Annotated in this window: 16 protein-coding genes; 11 read left to right on the forward strand and 5 right to left on the reverse strand. The window is 73.5% G+C overall.

Annotated features, from left to right (window positions below; genetic code table 11):
- Positions 1 to 3 precede the first annotated feature (3 nt).
- Together dacB and IPL61_01480 are read left to right on the forward strand one after the other, a co-directional pair.
- Positions 4 to 1,587, forward strand: a complete 1,584-nt coding sequence (gene dacB, locus IPL61_01475) for a D-alanyl-D-alanine carboxypeptidase/D-alanyl-D-alanine-endopeptidase (GenBank protein ID MBK9030004.1) — start codon at positions 4 to 6, stop codon at positions 1,585 to 1,587.
- A 115-nt stretch (positions 1,588 to 1,702) separates the two neighbouring features.
- The gene (locus IPL61_01480) at positions 1,703 to 2,131 is read left to right on the forward strand and encodes a rubrerythrin (protein ID MBK9030005.1); all 429 of its coding nucleotides are present in this window, start codon (positions 1,703 to 1,705) and stop codon (positions 2,129 to 2,131) included.
- 135 nt (positions 2,132 to 2,266) lie between these two features.
- On the opposite strand, the gene IPL61_01485 is transcribed toward IPL61_01480, so the two are convergent.
- Positions 2,267 to 3,001: an NTP transferase domain-containing protein gene (locus IPL61_01485; protein MBK9030006.1), complete on the reverse strand. Its 735-nt coding sequence runs from the start codon at positions 2,999 to 3,001 to the stop codon at positions 2,267 to 2,269.
- A gap of 80 nt (positions 3,002 to 3,081) precedes the next feature.
- Between IPL61_01485 and IPL61_01490 the strand changes: the two genes are divergently transcribed.
- Positions 3,082 to 3,909 carry a CDP-alcohol phosphatidyltransferase family protein gene (locus IPL61_01490; protein MBK9030007.1) on the forward strand — a complete coding sequence of 276 codons (828 nt, stop codon included), beginning with the start codon at positions 3,082 to 3,084 and terminating at the stop codon, positions 3,907 to 3,909.
- 104 nt (positions 3,910 to 4,013) lie between these two features.
- Positions 4,014 to 5,333: an inositol-3-phosphate synthase gene (locus tag IPL61_01495; protein MBK9030008.1), complete on the forward strand. Its 1,320-nt coding sequence runs from the start codon at positions 4,014 to 4,016 to the stop codon at positions 5,331 to 5,333.
- Here the strand turns inward: IPL61_01495 and IPL61_01500 are convergent.
- Complete coding sequence (locus IPL61_01500; GenBank protein ID MBK9030009.1) at positions 5,324 to 7,105, reverse strand: AarF/ABC1/UbiB kinase family protein; 1,782 nt, start codon at positions 7,103 to 7,105, stop codon at positions 5,324 to 5,326. The genes IPL61_01495 and IPL61_01500 overlap by 10 nt on opposite strands.
- A complete protein-coding gene (locus IPL61_01505; protein MBK9030010.1) occupies positions 7,074 to 7,538 on the reverse strand; it encodes a hypothetical protein in 465 nt (154 codons plus the stop codon). The genes IPL61_01500 and IPL61_01505 overlap by 32 nt, the downstream gene beginning before the upstream one ends.
- 79 nt (positions 7,539 to 7,617) lie before the next feature.
- Here IPL61_01505 and IPL61_01510 point away from each other — a divergent pair, with 79 nt between their 5' ends.
- From IPL61_01510 to IPL61_01525, 4 genes are read left to right on the forward strand one after another with little or no spacing between them, the layout of a single operon-like run.
- Entirely contained in the window at positions 7,618 to 8,214 is a 597-nt protein-coding gene (locus tag IPL61_01510) for a DUF3501 family protein (protein ID MBK9030011.1), read from the forward strand.
- Complete coding sequence (locus IPL61_01515; GenBank protein MBK9030012.1) at positions 8,211 to 8,714, forward strand: hypothetical protein; 504 nt, start codon at positions 8,211 to 8,213, stop codon at positions 8,712 to 8,714. Before IPL61_01510 ends, IPL61_01515 begins: the two co-directional genes overlap by 4 nt.
- Entirely contained in the window at positions 8,711 to 9,430 is a 720-nt protein-coding gene (locus IPL61_01520; GenBank protein MBK9030013.1) for an SDR family oxidoreductase, read from the forward strand. Before IPL61_01515 ends, IPL61_01520 begins: the two co-directional genes overlap by 4 nt.
- A complete protein-coding gene (locus IPL61_01525) occupies positions 9,427 to 10,116 on the forward strand; it encodes an LON peptidase substrate-binding domain-containing protein (protein MBK9030014.1) in 690 nt (229 codons plus the stop codon). Before IPL61_01520 ends, IPL61_01525 begins: the two co-directional genes overlap by 4 nt.
- A gap of 97 nt (positions 10,117 to 10,213) precedes the next feature.
- Here the strand turns inward: IPL61_01525 and IPL61_01530 are convergent, their stop codons facing one another.
- A complete protein-coding gene (locus tag IPL61_01530) occupies positions 10,214 to 11,308 on the reverse strand; it encodes an Mrp/NBP35 family ATP-binding protein (protein ID MBK9030015.1) in 1,095 nt (364 codons plus the stop codon).
- Positions 11,305 to 11,928: a GTP cyclohydrolase II gene (gene ribA / locus IPL61_01535; protein MBK9030016.1), complete on the reverse strand. Its 624-nt coding sequence runs from the start codon at positions 11,926 to 11,928 to the stop codon at positions 11,305 to 11,307. The genes IPL61_01530 and ribA overlap by 4 nt, the downstream gene beginning before the upstream one ends.
- A gap of 98 nt (positions 11,929 to 12,026) precedes the next feature.
- On the opposite strand from ribA, the gene def reads away from it, so the two are divergent.
- The 3 genes from def (at position 12,027) to IPL61_01550 (ending at position 13,536) form a co-directional block, all read left to right on the forward strand.
- Positions 12,027 to 12,551 (forward strand): peptide deformylase, encoded by a 525-nt coding sequence (def, locus tag IPL61_01540; protein MBK9030017.1) that lies wholly within the window; start codon positions 12,027 to 12,029, stop codon positions 12,549 to 12,551.
- Entirely contained in the window at positions 12,551 to 12,913 is a 363-nt protein-coding gene (gene folB, locus IPL61_01545) for a dihydroneopterin aldolase (protein MBK9030018.1), read from the forward strand. Before def ends, folB begins: the two co-directional genes overlap by 1 nt.
- Before the next feature lie 197 nt (positions 12,914 to 13,110).
- Positions 13,111 to 13,536 carry a DUF393 domain-containing protein gene (locus tag IPL61_01550; protein MBK9030019.1) on the forward strand — a complete coding sequence of 142 codons (426 nt, stop codon included), beginning with the start codon at positions 13,111 to 13,113 and terminating at the stop codon, positions 13,534 to 13,536.
- Position 13,537: the final 1 nt, after the last annotated feature.

The raw sequence follows: 13,537 nt of genomic DNA on the forward strand, positions 1-13,537 counted from the left end.
GCCGTGCTCGCGCTCGTAGGCGCGAGTATCGTCACGCCCCGCGCGCGCTCGCAAGCCGCCGATCCCCCGCCGGTCGACGGCGACGCCGGGGTCGCGGCGCCGGCGCCCGAGTCCGACGAGGACGACCAGGGCGACGACGGCGGCGTGGCGCTGCCGCCCGCGCCCGCCGATCCCGCGGCCCGGCGCGCCTGGCTGACCCAGCAGCTCGACGGCGCGGTCGCCGCGGCGCCGGCCCTGGCGCGGGCCGCGATCGGCGCGGTCGTCGTCGACGTCACCACCGGCGAGGTGCTGTGGGGCCACGACGCCGACCGACCGCAGCCGCTGGCGTCGGTGCAGAAGGTCCTGACCACGACCGCGGCCCTGCGCGCGCTCGGGCCCAGCTTCCGCTGGCGCACGACCATCTACGGCGAGCAGTTCGATCCCGCGACCGGCGTCGTCGACGGTGACCTGATCGTGCGCGGCCGCGGCGATCCGACGTTCGGCAGCCGCGACCTGGCGGTGATGGCCCGCGACCTGCGCTGGCGCGGCGTCGAGACGGTCACCGGCGACCTGGTCTTCGACGGCAGCTACTTCGACGACGTCGACGAGCCGCCCCGCTACGCCGACCAGCCCAAGGAGCGGGCCGGCTACCGCGCGCCGATCGCCGCGGCCTCGCTCGAGCGCAACGCGGTCACGGTGGTCGTGGTCGCCGATCGGGTCGGGCTCGGCCTGGCCCGGGTGTCGCTCGATCCGCCCGGCGGCGATCACGTGCGCCTGATCGAGGACGGCGTCGTGACCGTGGCCACCGGGCGCACGCGCATCTCGGTCGGCACGACGGTCAAGCGCGATCACCTCGAGCTCCGGGTCAGCGGCCAGATCGCCGCGGCCGACGCGGTCTGGTTCGGCCGGCGCCGGATCGACGATCCGACGGCGCAGTTCGGCGAGGCCCTGCGGATCGCCCTGGCCGACGCCGGCATCCGCGTCCGCGGCAAGCGCCTGGTCCGGCGCGCGCTGGCGCCGACCGCCAAGGTCACGATCCTGGCCGAGCACGAGAGCGCGGCGCTGGCCGACGTGGTCCGCGCGATGGCCAAGGCCAGCGACAACTTCCTGGCCGAGACCGTGCTGAAGACGATCGGCGCCGAGGCCCGGGCGGCGGCCGGCGGCGGGCCGGCGACGTGGGCCGACGGCCTCGCGGTCGTCCACCAGCTCCTCGTCGACGCCGGCGCGCCGGCCGGCGGCTTCCGGGTCGAGAACGGCTCGGGCCTGTACGACGCGTCGAGCGTCTCGGCCAGCGCCGTGGCCAAGGTGCTGGTCGCCGGCTGGCGCGACTTCCGGGTCGGCCCCGAGCTGGCCAGCGCGCTGGCGATCGGCGGCGTCGACGGCACGCTGCGGCGCCGCTTCACCGGCCCCGAGGTGCGCGGCCGCGTCCGCGGCAAGACCGGCACGCTCGCGGCGGTGTCGAGCCTGGCCGGGCTGGCCGGCGCCGACGGGCTGCACCCGCTGGCGTTCGTCGTGCTCATCGACGCCCTCCCGGCGGGCACGCGGCCGGTCGCGCGCCAGCTCCAGGACGCGATCGCCACCGCCGCGCTCGCGTACGCGTCGCGCTGACGCTCCGGCCCGGCCCGCGGCCGATTGCCGCCGCGCCGCGGAGCGTGCTACCACGCTGGGCACACCACGATCGCGACGGCCGCTGCGCCGTCGCTGAGACCTCCAGGAGACGACCATGGCTGATCTGAAGGGCACGAAGACGCACGCCAACCTCAAGGACGCCTTCGCGGGCGAGTCGCAGGCGAACCGCCGCTACCTCTACTTCGCGAAGGTCGCCGACGTCGAGGGCCAGCCCGACATCGCGGGCCTGTTCCGCGACACCGCCGAGGGCGAGACCGGCCACGCTCACGGCCACCTCGACTACCTCAAGCGCGTCGGCGACCCGGCGACCGGCGAGCCGATCGGCTCGAGCGAGCTCAACCTCAAGGCGTCGATCGCCGGCGAGACCTACGAGTACACCCAGATGTACCCGGGCTTCGCCAAGACCGCGCGCGAGGAAGGCTTCGAGGAGATCGCCGAGTGGTTCGAGACCCTGGCCCGCGCCGAGCGCTCGCACGCCGGCCGGTTCCAGAAGGGCCTCGACTCGCTGACCAGCAAGGCCTGATCGGGCCCTGCGATCGCGCCCGCACGGTCGCCGCCGAGGCCGGATCCCAGCACGGGCTCCGGCCTCGCGCCGTTTCGGCCGCCGCGTGGCCGCCGCGTGGCCGCCGCGCGGCCGCCGCCGACCGACCGTGCGCGGTCAGCGGTCGAGGTAGCCGCGCCGGGCCAGCTCGGACGCGGCCTGCGCGAGCATCTCGGGCGTGTCGACGTCCTGCCACCAGCGGTCGCCGATGTCGAACGGCAGGAACTGGCCGCGGCCGCCGATGATCGCCATGCCCTCGGACAGGGTCGTGTCGCCCTTCTTCGCGACCACCTCGCCGAGCGCGGCGAAGATCGCCGGCGTGCACAGGAACAACCCGCAGTCGATCGCGTTGTAGCTGGGCAGCGACTTCGAGATCGCGACGATCGCGCCGTTGTCGACCACGACCTTGGTCGCGTCGTCGAGGTCGAAGATCTCGCCGATCTTGTGATCGACCGCGAGCGTGACCGAGCCGTCGGGCGGCGTCAGCGCCAGCAGGTCGGTCAGGATCGACGGGTCGAACACGTGGTCGCTCATCATCAGCGCGAACGGCTCGGCCAGGAGCTCGCGGCACGCGTAGACCGAGACCCCGTTGGACTTGGTCCAGTCGGGGTTGTGGACGGTCTCGACGTCGCCCTCGGTCAGGCGCGCGACCTCGGCCTCGACCAGCTCGTGCCGGAAGCCGGTGACGACGACGACGCGCCGGGCGCCGGCGGCGCGGCAGCAGCCGATCGTGCGCTCGAGCAGCGTCTTGCCCCCGACCGCCATCAGCGGCTTCGAGAACTGTTCGGAGGTGCCGCTGGGCGCCAGGCGGCTGCCCATCCCGGCGGCGAGGATCACGGCGGTCTCGGCCATCGCCGTGCAGTCTCGACGCGCGGCGCGTGGCTGTCAATGCGGGTCGCGGGCCGGGCGCGTTGACGTATAGTCCGCCGCCCGTGGCCGCCCATGTCCCCTTCGCCGAGCGCCTCCAGCGCGTCCGCAACTGGCAGAGCTCCGAGTTCTACGCCGCGCTGGTCGTGCGGCCGATCGCGATCGTCGTGATGCTGGTCATCGCCGACTGGCGCTGGGTCACGCCCAACCGCCTGACCGCGCTGGCCACGCTGGCCAAGCTCGGCGCGGTCGCGACGATCGTGACCGATCACTTCGTGTGGGCCGCGGCGCTCTTGCAGCTCGGCCTGCTGCTCGATCACCTCGACGGCACCCTCGCGCGCTACCGCGGCACCGGCTCGTCGTTCGGCAGCTTCTTCGACAAGGTCTCCGACCTGTACACCTGGCTGGCGATCACCACGGCGATCGGCTGGGTCATGTACGAGCGCACCGGCCGCGTCGACCTGCTGCTCATGGCGTCGCTGTCGGCGCTGGGCCAGTACGCCACCGGCTACATGAAGTGGCTCACCGCGATCGAGGAGGCCCGGCTCAAGTGGCGCCGCGCCAAGGCCGACCCCGCGGCCGCGGTGGCGCGCGAGACCAAGCCGCCGGCGCCGAGCCTGCCGCCCGAGCGCACGCCCAAGGAGTGGGCGCGGTTCATCCTGTCGCGGCTGTCGCGGATCGTGCTGTTCGAGGAGGTCGACCTGTTCTTCTGGGTCGGCCTGGCGCTGGTGCTCGACCGGCTCGAGTGGGTGATCTGGGCGCTGGCGGTGAGCCAGGGCCTGCAGGTGCTGATCTCGACCGTGTGGCGCGCCGGGCACAACCTGGCGTTCGACCGCGAGCGCGCGGCGCTCGCGGCGGCGCCGGCCCCCGAACAGATCGTCGGACCACAATAGCGCCACCAGGCGTCGTTCTGAGGTAAGACACCAGCGCACCTGATCGGGCGGGTCTTCCGTTCGCCCGGCGGATGCGCGTAGACCTCACTGCAGGAGACTCGTCCATGGCGCTCAAGAAAGGTGTCGAGATCAAGCCGGCCACCGGCAAGCTCGGCGTGCTCACCCCGGGGATGGGCGCGGTCGCGACCACGTACTTCGCCGGCAACCTCTCCATCCGCAAGGGCCTGACCCCGCCGGTCGGCTCGCTGTGCGAGCTCGGCACGATCCGCCTGGGCAAGCGCTCCGACGACAACACCCCCAAGATCCGCGACTACGTGCCGCTGGCGCAGATGTCCGATCTGGTCTTCGGCGGCTGGGATCCGTTCCCCGACAACGCCTACGAGGCCGCGCTCCGCGCCGGCGTGCTCGAGACCAAGCACCTCGATCCGATCAAGGACGAGCTGTCGGCGATCAAGCCGATGCCGGCGGTGTTCGACCAGCAGTGGGTCAAGCGCCTCGACGGGCCCAACAAGAAGACCGGCACCTCGAAGATGCACCTGGCCGAGCAGGTCATGGACGACATCAGGACGTTCCAGGCCAAGCACGGGTGCGACCGGATGGTGCTGATCTGGTGCGGCTCGACCGAGGTCTACCGCAAGCCCAGCGACGTCCACTCGTCGCTGGCCAAGTTCGAGGCGGGCCTGCGCGACAGCAGCGATGACATCGCGCCGTCGCAGATCTACGCCTACGCCGCGCTCAAGCTGGGCATCCCCTACGCCAACGGCGCGCCCAACCTGGCGGTCGACACCGAGGCGCTGATGGAGCTGGCGCGCGAGAACCACGTGCCGATCGCCGGCAAGGACTTCAAGACCGGCCAGACGCTGATGAAGACGATCCTGGCGCCGGGCTTCAAGGCCCGCATGCTCGGGCTCCAGGGCTGGTACTCGACCAACATCCTGGGCAACCGCGACGGCGAGGTCCTCGACGATCCCGAGTCGTTCAAGTCCAAGGAGGTCACCAAGCTGGGCGTGATCGACCAGATCCTCCAGCCCGAGAAGTACCCGGCGCTGTACGGGAACATCTCGCACGTGGTCCGCATCAACTACTACCCGCCCCGCGGCGACAACAAGGAGGGCTGGGACAACATCGACATCTTCGGGTGGATGGGCTACCCGATGCAGATCAAGGTGAACTTCCTGTGCCGCGACTCGATCCTCGCGGCGCCGATCGTCCACGATCTGGTGCTGTTCATGGACTTCGCCAAGCGCGCCGGCCTGCACGGCATCCAGGAGTGGCTGTCGTTCTACTGGAAGAGCCCGCAGGCCCCGACCGGCGTGTACCCGGAGCACGACCTCTTCATCCAGCTGATGAAGCTGAAGAACACGCTGCGCTACCTCAAGGGTGACGACCTGATCACCCACCTCGGCGCCGAGTACTACGACTGATCGTCGGGCGGGGGCGCGTCCCCGGCGGGTGACGCCGCGGACGCCAGCTCGGCGGACGCGGGCGCCGCGGCGGCTGGCACCGCGGACGACGGCGCCGCGGACGCGGGCGCCGGCGCGGTTGACGCCGCGGACGACGGCGCGTCGGGCGCGGGCGCGGGCGTAGGCGCGGTTGACGCCGCGGACGGCGCGACCGACGCGACGGACGAGGCTGCTGCCGCGGGCGGCGCCGGCGACGCGGGCGGCGCAGACCCTGTGACCGCCGGGACCGCTGGCACCAGCGCCGCGGCCAGGTGCGGGCCGATCACCGCGGCCAGCTCGAGCGCGGGCTTGTAGACCGCGACCAGCCCCGCCAGGGTGCCGAGCACGCGCCCGAGCAGCACGAACGAGCGCGGCACGGTGACGCCCGCGGCCTTGGCCCGGACGCTCACGTCGGCGACGAAGGCCCGGCCCTGGGCGTCCCAGTCGACGTCGGCCGCCGACACGCCCGGGTGCATCGCCGCGGTGATCGACCGCGCGATGTCCGCCAGCGCCGGGCCGTCGCCGCCGAAGCCGAGGCCGCGCAGCTCGCGCTCGGCCGCGGCGCCGTCGCCGCCGCCCAGCGCCACCAGCAGCCGCGCGTAGCCGGCCCGCTCCTCGGGCGCGAGCCGCAGCACGCAGCCCCAGTCGAGCACCGCGATCCGGCCGTCGTCGGTGACCAGGAAGTTGCCGGGGTGCGGATCGGCGTGGACCACGCCGCCGCGGAAGATCTGGCGGGCGATGCCGTCGACGAGCGCGCGCAGGATGCGGGTGCGCTCCGCGCGATCGGCGGCGTCGAGGGCCTCGGTCAGCCGGCGGCCGTCGACGCGATCGGTGGTCAGCACCCGCGGCGTCGAGTGTGACGCGATCACCGCCGGCACGAACAGCTCGGTGCCGGCCAGGATCGGCGCCACCTCGGCGCCGGCCGCGGCCTCGGCCACGTAGTCGAGCTCGCCGGTCAGCGCTCGCCCCAGCTCGCCGGCGATCGCGCCGAGGTCGCCGGGGATCAGATCGCCGAGCGCGCCCGCGAGGATCGTCAGCGCGGCCACGTCGGCCCGGACCACCTCGTCGATGCCCGGCACCTGGACCTTGACCGCGACCGCGCGGCCGTCGGCGAGGCGGGCGGCGTGGACCTGGGCCAGCGACGCGGCGGCCAGGGCGTCAGTCGCGAACCCGGCGAACCGTAGGGCGATCGGCGCGCCCAGCTCGGCCTCGACCCGCGCCGCGATCGCGGCGCCGTCGATGGCCGGCACCCGATCCTGGAGCTCGGCCAGCTCGGCCGCCCACACCGGCCCGATCAGATCGGGCCGGCACGACGCCACCTGCCCGAGCTTGAGCACGCCGCCGCGCAGCTCGATGCACGCGTCGCGGGTGCGCGCGGCCAGCGCGCGGTGATCGTCGTCGGACAGCCCGGCGCGTCCCGCCGCGGCGGCCCGCAGCCGGTACCAGCGCGCGGTGGCCGCCAGCCCGAGGCCAGCGCGCACCACGCGGGTCACCCGCGGCACGCCGCGCGACTGCGCGCGGGCCTGGGTCCAGGCCGCCTCGAACGTGTCGGCGACCTCCTGCCACTCGGCGCGCGCGGCGTCGGCGACCGCGACCGAGCCGCGGGCGACCTCGCCCAGATCCCGGGCCAGCTCGATCGACAGGCGATCGAGGTGAGCGCCGGTGCGGGCGAGCAGATCGGCGACCGCGGTCACGAACGACGGCGGCGGATTGGCGCGCGCGTCAGGGCGCGGGGACGAAGGGGTCTCGACCATGGCGGATCTCCTCGAGACAGCGCGGGCACACGATCGCTCGCGGGCCGCTGCCGTCGGTGATGGCGACGGCGCCGTCGGCGCCGCGCACGAGCACGTCGTTGCACGCGGCGCAGACCGCGTTCCTGTTCAGCACCAGCGGCTGCCAGCCCAGCACCTCGGCCGCGCGCGGCGGCGGTGGCGGCTCGGCCGCGGCGCGGCGCCCGCCGCTGGCGGAGCGCGCGACCTGGGCGCCATCGGCGACGATGTCCCCGACCAGCCCGAACGCGTGCGTCAGCACGTTGCGCACCAGATTCGAGACCGACACGCCGAGATCGGCGGCGCGCTCCTTGAGCTCGGTCTCGAGCCGCTCCGGCACGCGGGTGTGGAGCACGCGCTCCTTCTTGTCGTCGTCCTTCATCGGGTCGGGCTCGCTGGGTCGCTGGGTTCGTGTCACAACGTGATACATCATGTGTCACGACGTGTCACATGTCAAGCCGGCTCCCGCGCCTGGCGAGCGGTGCTACACGAACATCGTGACTTCGCTCAGCCTCGTGCGCCCCATCACCCGCAAGGACATCAAGGGCCCGGCGCTGTATGCGCCGATCCGCGACGACTACCGCCGCCGCGTGATGGAGTGGAAGCGCCCGCGCCGGCTGCTGGTCGGCGATCGCGTCTGCCTCGTGTTCGAGAACCGGCACACGCTGACCCTGCAGATCGAGGAGATGTGCCGGGCCGAGCAGCTGACCGCGGATCCGCAGATCGAGGCCGAGATCGAGGTCTACAACGCGCTGATGCCGACCGAGACCTCGCTGTCGGCGACCCTGTTCGTCGAGCTCCCGGCCGACGCCGACGCCCGCGCCGAGCTGGGCCGGCTGGTCGGCCTCGACGAGCACGTCGCGCTGACCATCGGCGCGCACGTCCTGCCGGCCGAGTTCGAGCCGGGCCGCGCCGACACCGATCGGATCTCGGCGGTCCAGTACCTGCGGTTCCCGCTCACGCCCGAGGCCCGGGCGGCGCTGGCGATCGGCGGCACGCCGGTGGCGCTGACGATCGATCACCCGAACTACCAGCACCGCCTGGTCGCGCCCGACGCCTTCCGCGCGTCGCTGGCCGGAGACTACGGTCTGTGAAGGCGGCGGTCGTCGGGGCGGTCGTGGTCGTCGCCGCCTGCGGCAACCCGTACAAGTCCGAGCTCGAGCGCAACCGCGCCTTCGACTGCAACGACCGCACCGCGAGCTACCTGGTCGTCGGCGGGCTGGCCGGGGCCGAGCTGGGCGTGATGATGGACTGCCGCGACGCCGGCCCGCGGGTCGTGCGCTGGACCGTCGACGAGTCCGGGACCCGCGACGAGCAGACCCACTCGCTCACGGTCACCGAGTTCGAGCGGGTCTGGGACAAGATCGACGGCTCGGGCTGGCGCTACCTGAAGGACTGCGACGGCACCGGCGCCGACGGCGATCCGATCTACAACTTCGACGTCACCGACTGGAACGGCACCGGCACCTTCGCGTGCCAGCACGGCGGCGCGCTGCCGTTCCCGTACCACATCCTCGTCGACCAGCTCGATCTGATCGCGGCCGAGCACGCCGACCGCACGACCCCCACGACCCGCGGCGACGACGACCCGTGACCGCCACGACCCTCGATCGGGGCGCGCCGCTGCGCGGCCGCCGCTGCGTGATCACCGGCGCCAGCCGCGGCATCGGCGCCGGCATCGCCCGTCGGTTCGCGGCCGCCGGCGCCCACGTCGGGCTGGTGGCCCGCACCACCGCGGACCTCGAGCGCCTGGCCGCGGAGCTGCGCCGCGCCGGCGGCGAGGTCGCGATCGCCACCGCCGACGTCGGCGTCGCCGCCGAGGTCGAGCGCGCCGCGGTCGCGCTGCGCGCCGCGCTCGGGCCGATCGACACCGTCGTCAACAACGCCGGCATCGTCCTGCGCAAGGCCACCGCCGAGATCACCGACGCCGAGTGGCGCGCGATGATGGCGGTCAACCTCGACGGGCCGTTCTACGTCGCGCGCGCCTTCGCCCGCGACCTGCGCGCCGCGCGCGGCCGGCTGATCAACATCGCGTCGATCGCCGGGCGCCAGGGCACCGCGCTCCTGGCGTCGTACTGCGCCGGCAAGCACGGGCTGGTCGGCCTGACCCGGGCCCTGGCCGAGGAGTGGCGCGGCGAGGTCGCGGTCAACGCGATCTGCCCGGGCTCGGTCGACACCGACATGCTACGCCATGGGATGCCTGGCGCCGCTCCGGCCATGACCGTCGACGACGTCGCCGCGACCGCGCTGTTCCTGGCCGCCGACGCGCCGGCGGCGATGACCGGCTCGTGCCTGGACGTGTTCGGATGAGCGCGCCCGAGCTCCACGACCTCTGCGCCGACGACGCGATCGCGCCGGGCGAGCTCGCGCGCCTGCCGATCTTCCCGCTGCCCAACGCCGTGCTCTTGCCCGGCGGGCTGATGCCGCTGCACGTGTTCGAGCCGCGCTACCGCGATCTCGTGCGCGACGCGCTCGCCGGCAGCGGGCTCCTGGCGATCGCGCGCCTGCGGCCCGGCTACCAGCGCGACTACGACGGCCGGCCGCCGGTGCTCGAGCACGCCGGGGTCGGCCGCATCATCGCGTCCGAGGAGGCCGCCGACGGCCGCTACATGATCGTCGTGCGCGGCCTGGCGCGGGTCGCGCTCGCGCGCGAGCTGCCCCCGGTCCGCGCCTACCGCGAGGTCGAGGCGCGCCTCCTGCCCGACGCGCCGGCCGGCGCCGACGTGCTCGCCCGCGCCCACGGCCAGCTGCTGGCCCTGTGCGAGCGCCTGAGCCAGGCCCTCGATCGCGGCGGCGATCAGCTGCGCGCGCTCTTGGCGTCGTGCTCGTGCCCGGGCGCGTGCGCCGACGCGATCGCCGCGGCGCTGGTGTTCGATCACGACGAGCGTCAGGCGCTGCTCGAGCGGCTCGACCCCGCCGACCGCCTCGAGCGCGTCGCCGATCACGTCGGCAAGCTGCTGTGCGAGCTGATGCCCTGCTCGTCGCACTCGAACTGAGCGCGCGCGGCGTGATGACGCGCGCGGCGTGACGACGCGCGCGGCGTGACGACGCGCCGGGCGCCGCGCTTCGCCCCGTGACCGCGCGGCCGGCGCGCTACTTGATGACGGCCAGGCGCGAGGTGCGCTTGGGCTTGGCCAGCACCGCGGCCGCGAGCTTGAGGGCCACGGTCGAGGCCAGGGTCATGAAGCCCTGGCCGATCGCCGAGTCGGGGTTGGCGATCACGATCGGCACGCCGGCGTCGCCGCCGAAGCGGATCCGCGCGTCGATCGGGATCTCGCCCAGGAACGCGGTGCCGACCTCCTGCGCCAGGCGCTTGCCGCCGCCGTGGCTGAAGATCTCGTCGCGGTGGCCGCACGCCGGGCAGGTGTAGTGGCTCATGTTCTCGACGATGCCGAGGATCGGGATCTCGACCTTCTCGAACATCGCGATGCCCTTGACCACGTCGACGATCGACACCTCCTGCGGCGTCGTCACCATCACCGAGCCGGCGATCGGGATGAGCTGCGACAGCGACAGCTGCACGTCGCCGGTCCCGGGCGGCAGATCGCACACCAGGTAGTCGAGATCGCCCCACTCGACGTCGCCGAGGAACTGCTGCAAGAGCCGGTGGACCATCGGCCCGCGCCAGACCACGGCCTCGCCCTTGTCGACGAAGAAGCCGACCGAGATGACCTTGATGCCGTGGTGGATCGCCGGGATGATCTTGTTCTCGCCGGCGGTGCCGGGCGGGCGCTCGGGCGGCCCCAGCATGGTCGGGATCGACGGGCCGAACACGTCGGCGTCGAGGAGCCCGACCTTGGCGCCGTGCCGGGCCAGGGCCAGCGCCAGGTTGGTCGCGACCGTCGACTTGCCGACGCCGCCCTTGCCGGCGGCGACCGCGATGACGTTCTTGGGCCCCTTGAGCAGGGCCTTGTCGCTGGGCGCGGCCGAGAACGCGGTCACGACCTCGGGCACGACCGTGACCCGGCGGGCGCCGGCGCCGCGCAGCGCGGTCTCGATCCGCGTCGCCAGCTCGCGCCGCTGGGCCTGCGGGTAGGCGTGCGTCGGCAGCTCGACCTTGACCAGCACGTCGGGCCCGTCGAGCTCGCAGCTGGCGTAGATCCGGTGGCTGACGATGTCGGCGTCGATCGCCGGATCGATGACGGTCGAGAGGACCTCCTTGACCTTGGCTTCGGTGAGCGTGCTCATGCGAGGTGACCCATCTTGGCTTTCTTGACGGTGAGGTAGTCGTGGCTCTCGGCGCCCGCGTCGATCCAGTGCGACTCGTGCGTGGCCGGCAGGCCGGCCGCCACCAGCCCCGCGATCTTGTCGGGGTTGTTGGTCATCAGCCGGACCGAGGTGACCCCGAGGTCGCGCAGGATCGCGGCCGCGAGATCGTAGCTGCGCAGGTCGGCGTCGAAGCCGAGCTGGAGGTTGGCCTCGACGGTGTCGGCGCCGGCGTCCTGGAGCGCGTAGGCGCGGATCTTGTTGCCGAGGCCGATGCCCCGGCCCTCCTGGACCAGGTAGACGACCACGCCGCGGCCGAGCTCGGCCACCCGCGCGAGCGCGGCGTCGAGCTGGACCCGGCAGTCGCAGCGCTGGCTGCCCAGGACCTCGCCGGTGAAGCACGACGAGTGGACCCGGGCCAGGACCGCGTCGCCCGCGACCTCGCCCATGACCATCGCCACGTGCTCCTCGGCGGCCTCACCGGAGCCGCCGCCGACCGCGGTGCCGCCGGCGCCCAACGCGGCCCCGGTCCGGTACACCACCAGGCGGAACTCGCCGTGGGGCGTCGGCAGGCGGCTCGAGGCGAAGCGGACCACGTCCATGCGGCCGGATCCTTGGCACCCGGGGCCGGCCTTGTCAACGGCGCGCCCCGACGACGACCGGGTTTGACAGCCCGCCGGGGCCCTCGTAGGGTGCGCACATGGCGCTCCGAGACGTCGTCGTCTGGCCAGATCCCCGGCTTCGACAGCCGTCGGTGCCCGTCACCGACTTCGGACCGGCCTTGCGGTCGCTGTACCAGGATCTGGTCGACACCATGTACGCCGAGCGCGGCCTGGGCATCGCCGCGCTCCAGCTCGGCGACCCGACCCGGATGTTCATCGTCGAGCCCGAGCTGGCCGGCCGGGCCAAGGACGACCCGCCGGTGGCGTTCATCAACCCCGAGGTCACCTACGAGAGCCCGGAGCAGCAGAAGTCCGACGAGGGCTGCCTGTCGTTCCCGCACATCTACGTCCAGGTCGAGCGGCCGATGCGCACCACGGTCCGGGCCCAGGACCTCGACGGCAACTGGTTCGAGGCGTCGGGCGAGGGCCTCCTGGCCCGGTGCCTCCTGCACGAGAACGATCACCTGACCGGCAAGCTCTTGGTCGACTTCGTCGGCCCGCTCAAGCGCCAGATGATCAAGCGCAAGCTGGCCAAGCGCGACGACCACGACGCCGACGTCTGATGTCGACCGACGCCGTCTTCGTCCGCGGGCTCGAGTTCGAGGGCAACCACGGCCACACCGCGGCCGAGCGCCGGGGCACCCGCCGGTTCCGGGTCGACCTGACGATCGAGCGCGACCTCGCGGCGCCGAGCCAATCGGACCGCCTGAGCGAGACCGTCGACTACGCCAAGGTCTGCGACATCGTCGTGCGCCTCGGCACCCAGTCGACGTTCAAGCTGATCGAGGCCCTGGCCGGGGCCATGGCCGACGCGATCGTCGCCGCGTACCCCGGCGCGGCGGTCACGATCACCCTCGAGAAGCTGGCCCCGCCCTGCCCCGGGGTCCCGGCGGCGTGCGGCGTGCGCCTGCACCGCGCCAGCTGAGTTCCAGAGGGCCTGTCGCCAGGTCGCCAGGCCCTCCCCCGTCGGGGGCAAGCCCCGACAGGGCCCCCACCCGACCACCCCGCAGACTCCCCGGCGCGCGGCTCGGTGCTCGACCGAAGAAGTTACAAGCTCTGAGCCGCCCGCCGGCGCGGTAACCCGGCGCGGTAACCCGCCAGCGTCGCCCGCGTCCAAGCCCCATGACGCTCCCCGCTGGCACGGAGGTCGAGGTGTTCTTCGATGGCGACTGCCCGCTGTGCGTGCGCGAGATCCGCATGCTGCGGCGCAAGGACCGCCACGGCCGCATCGCGTTCACCGACATCGCGGCGCCGGGCTTCGACCCGGCCGCGCTCGGGGTCGATCACGCCACGCTGATGGCGCGGATCCACGGGCGCCTGCCCGACGGCACCTGGATCGAGGGCGTCGAGGTGTTCCGGCGCCTGTACACCGCGATCGGGTTCGGCTGGCTGGTCGCGGTCACGCGCGTGCCCGGCGTCTCGCACCTGTGCCGGCTCGGCTACCACGTGTTCGCGCGCAACCGCCTGCGCTGGACCGGCCGGTGCGCGCCCGACGGCACCTGCCGCGTGCCGGCCGCGGCGACCGCACCGACCGCGCCGGTGAACTGAT

The organism is Myxococcales bacterium (genome assembly GCA_016717005.1).
In the GTDB taxonomy this organism is placed as follows: domain Bacteria; phylum Myxococcota_A; class Polyangia; order Haliangiales; family Haliangiaceae; genus UBA2376.

Bases quoted from the DNA above. Each gene is read 5' to 3' on its own strand.
- IPL61_01525 (MBK9030014.1), top strand. From the start codon at position 9,427: ATGAGCGCGCCCGAGCTCCACGACCTCTGCGCCGACGACGCGATCGCG.
- def (MBK9030017.1), top strand. From the start codon at position 12,027: ATGGCGCTCCGAGACGTCGTCGTCTGGCCAGATCCCCGGCTTCGACAG.
- IPL61_01550 (MBK9030019.1), top strand. From the start codon at position 13,111: ATGACGCTCCCCGCTGGCACGGAGGTCGAGGTGTTCTTCGATGGCGAC.
- ribA (MBK9030016.1), bottom strand. From the start codon at position 11,928: ATGGACGTGGTCCGCTTCGCCTCGAGCCGCCTGCCGACGCCCCACGGC.
- IPL61_01485 (MBK9030006.1), bottom strand. From the start codon at position 3,001: ATGGCCGAGACCGCCGTGATCCTCGCCGCCGGGATGGGCAGCCGCCTG.
- IPL61_01500 (MBK9030009.1), bottom strand. From the start codon at position 7,105: ATGGTCGAGACCCCTTCGTCCCCGCGCCCTGACGCGCGCGCCAATCCG.
- IPL61_01530 (MBK9030015.1), bottom strand. From the start codon at position 11,308: ATGAGCACGCTCACCGAAGCCAAGGTCAAGGAGGTCCTCTCGACCGTC.
- IPL61_01495 (MBK9030008.1), top strand. From the start codon at position 4,014: ATGGCGCTCAAGAAAGGTGTCGAGATCAAGCCGGCCACCGGCAAGCTC.
- folB (MBK9030018.1), top strand. From the start codon at position 12,551: ATGTCGACCGACGCCGTCTTCGTCCGCGGGCTCGAGTTCGAGGGCAAC.
- IPL61_01480 (MBK9030005.1), top strand. From the start codon at position 1,703: ATGGCTGATCTGAAGGGCACGAAGACGCACGCCAACCTCAAGGACGCC.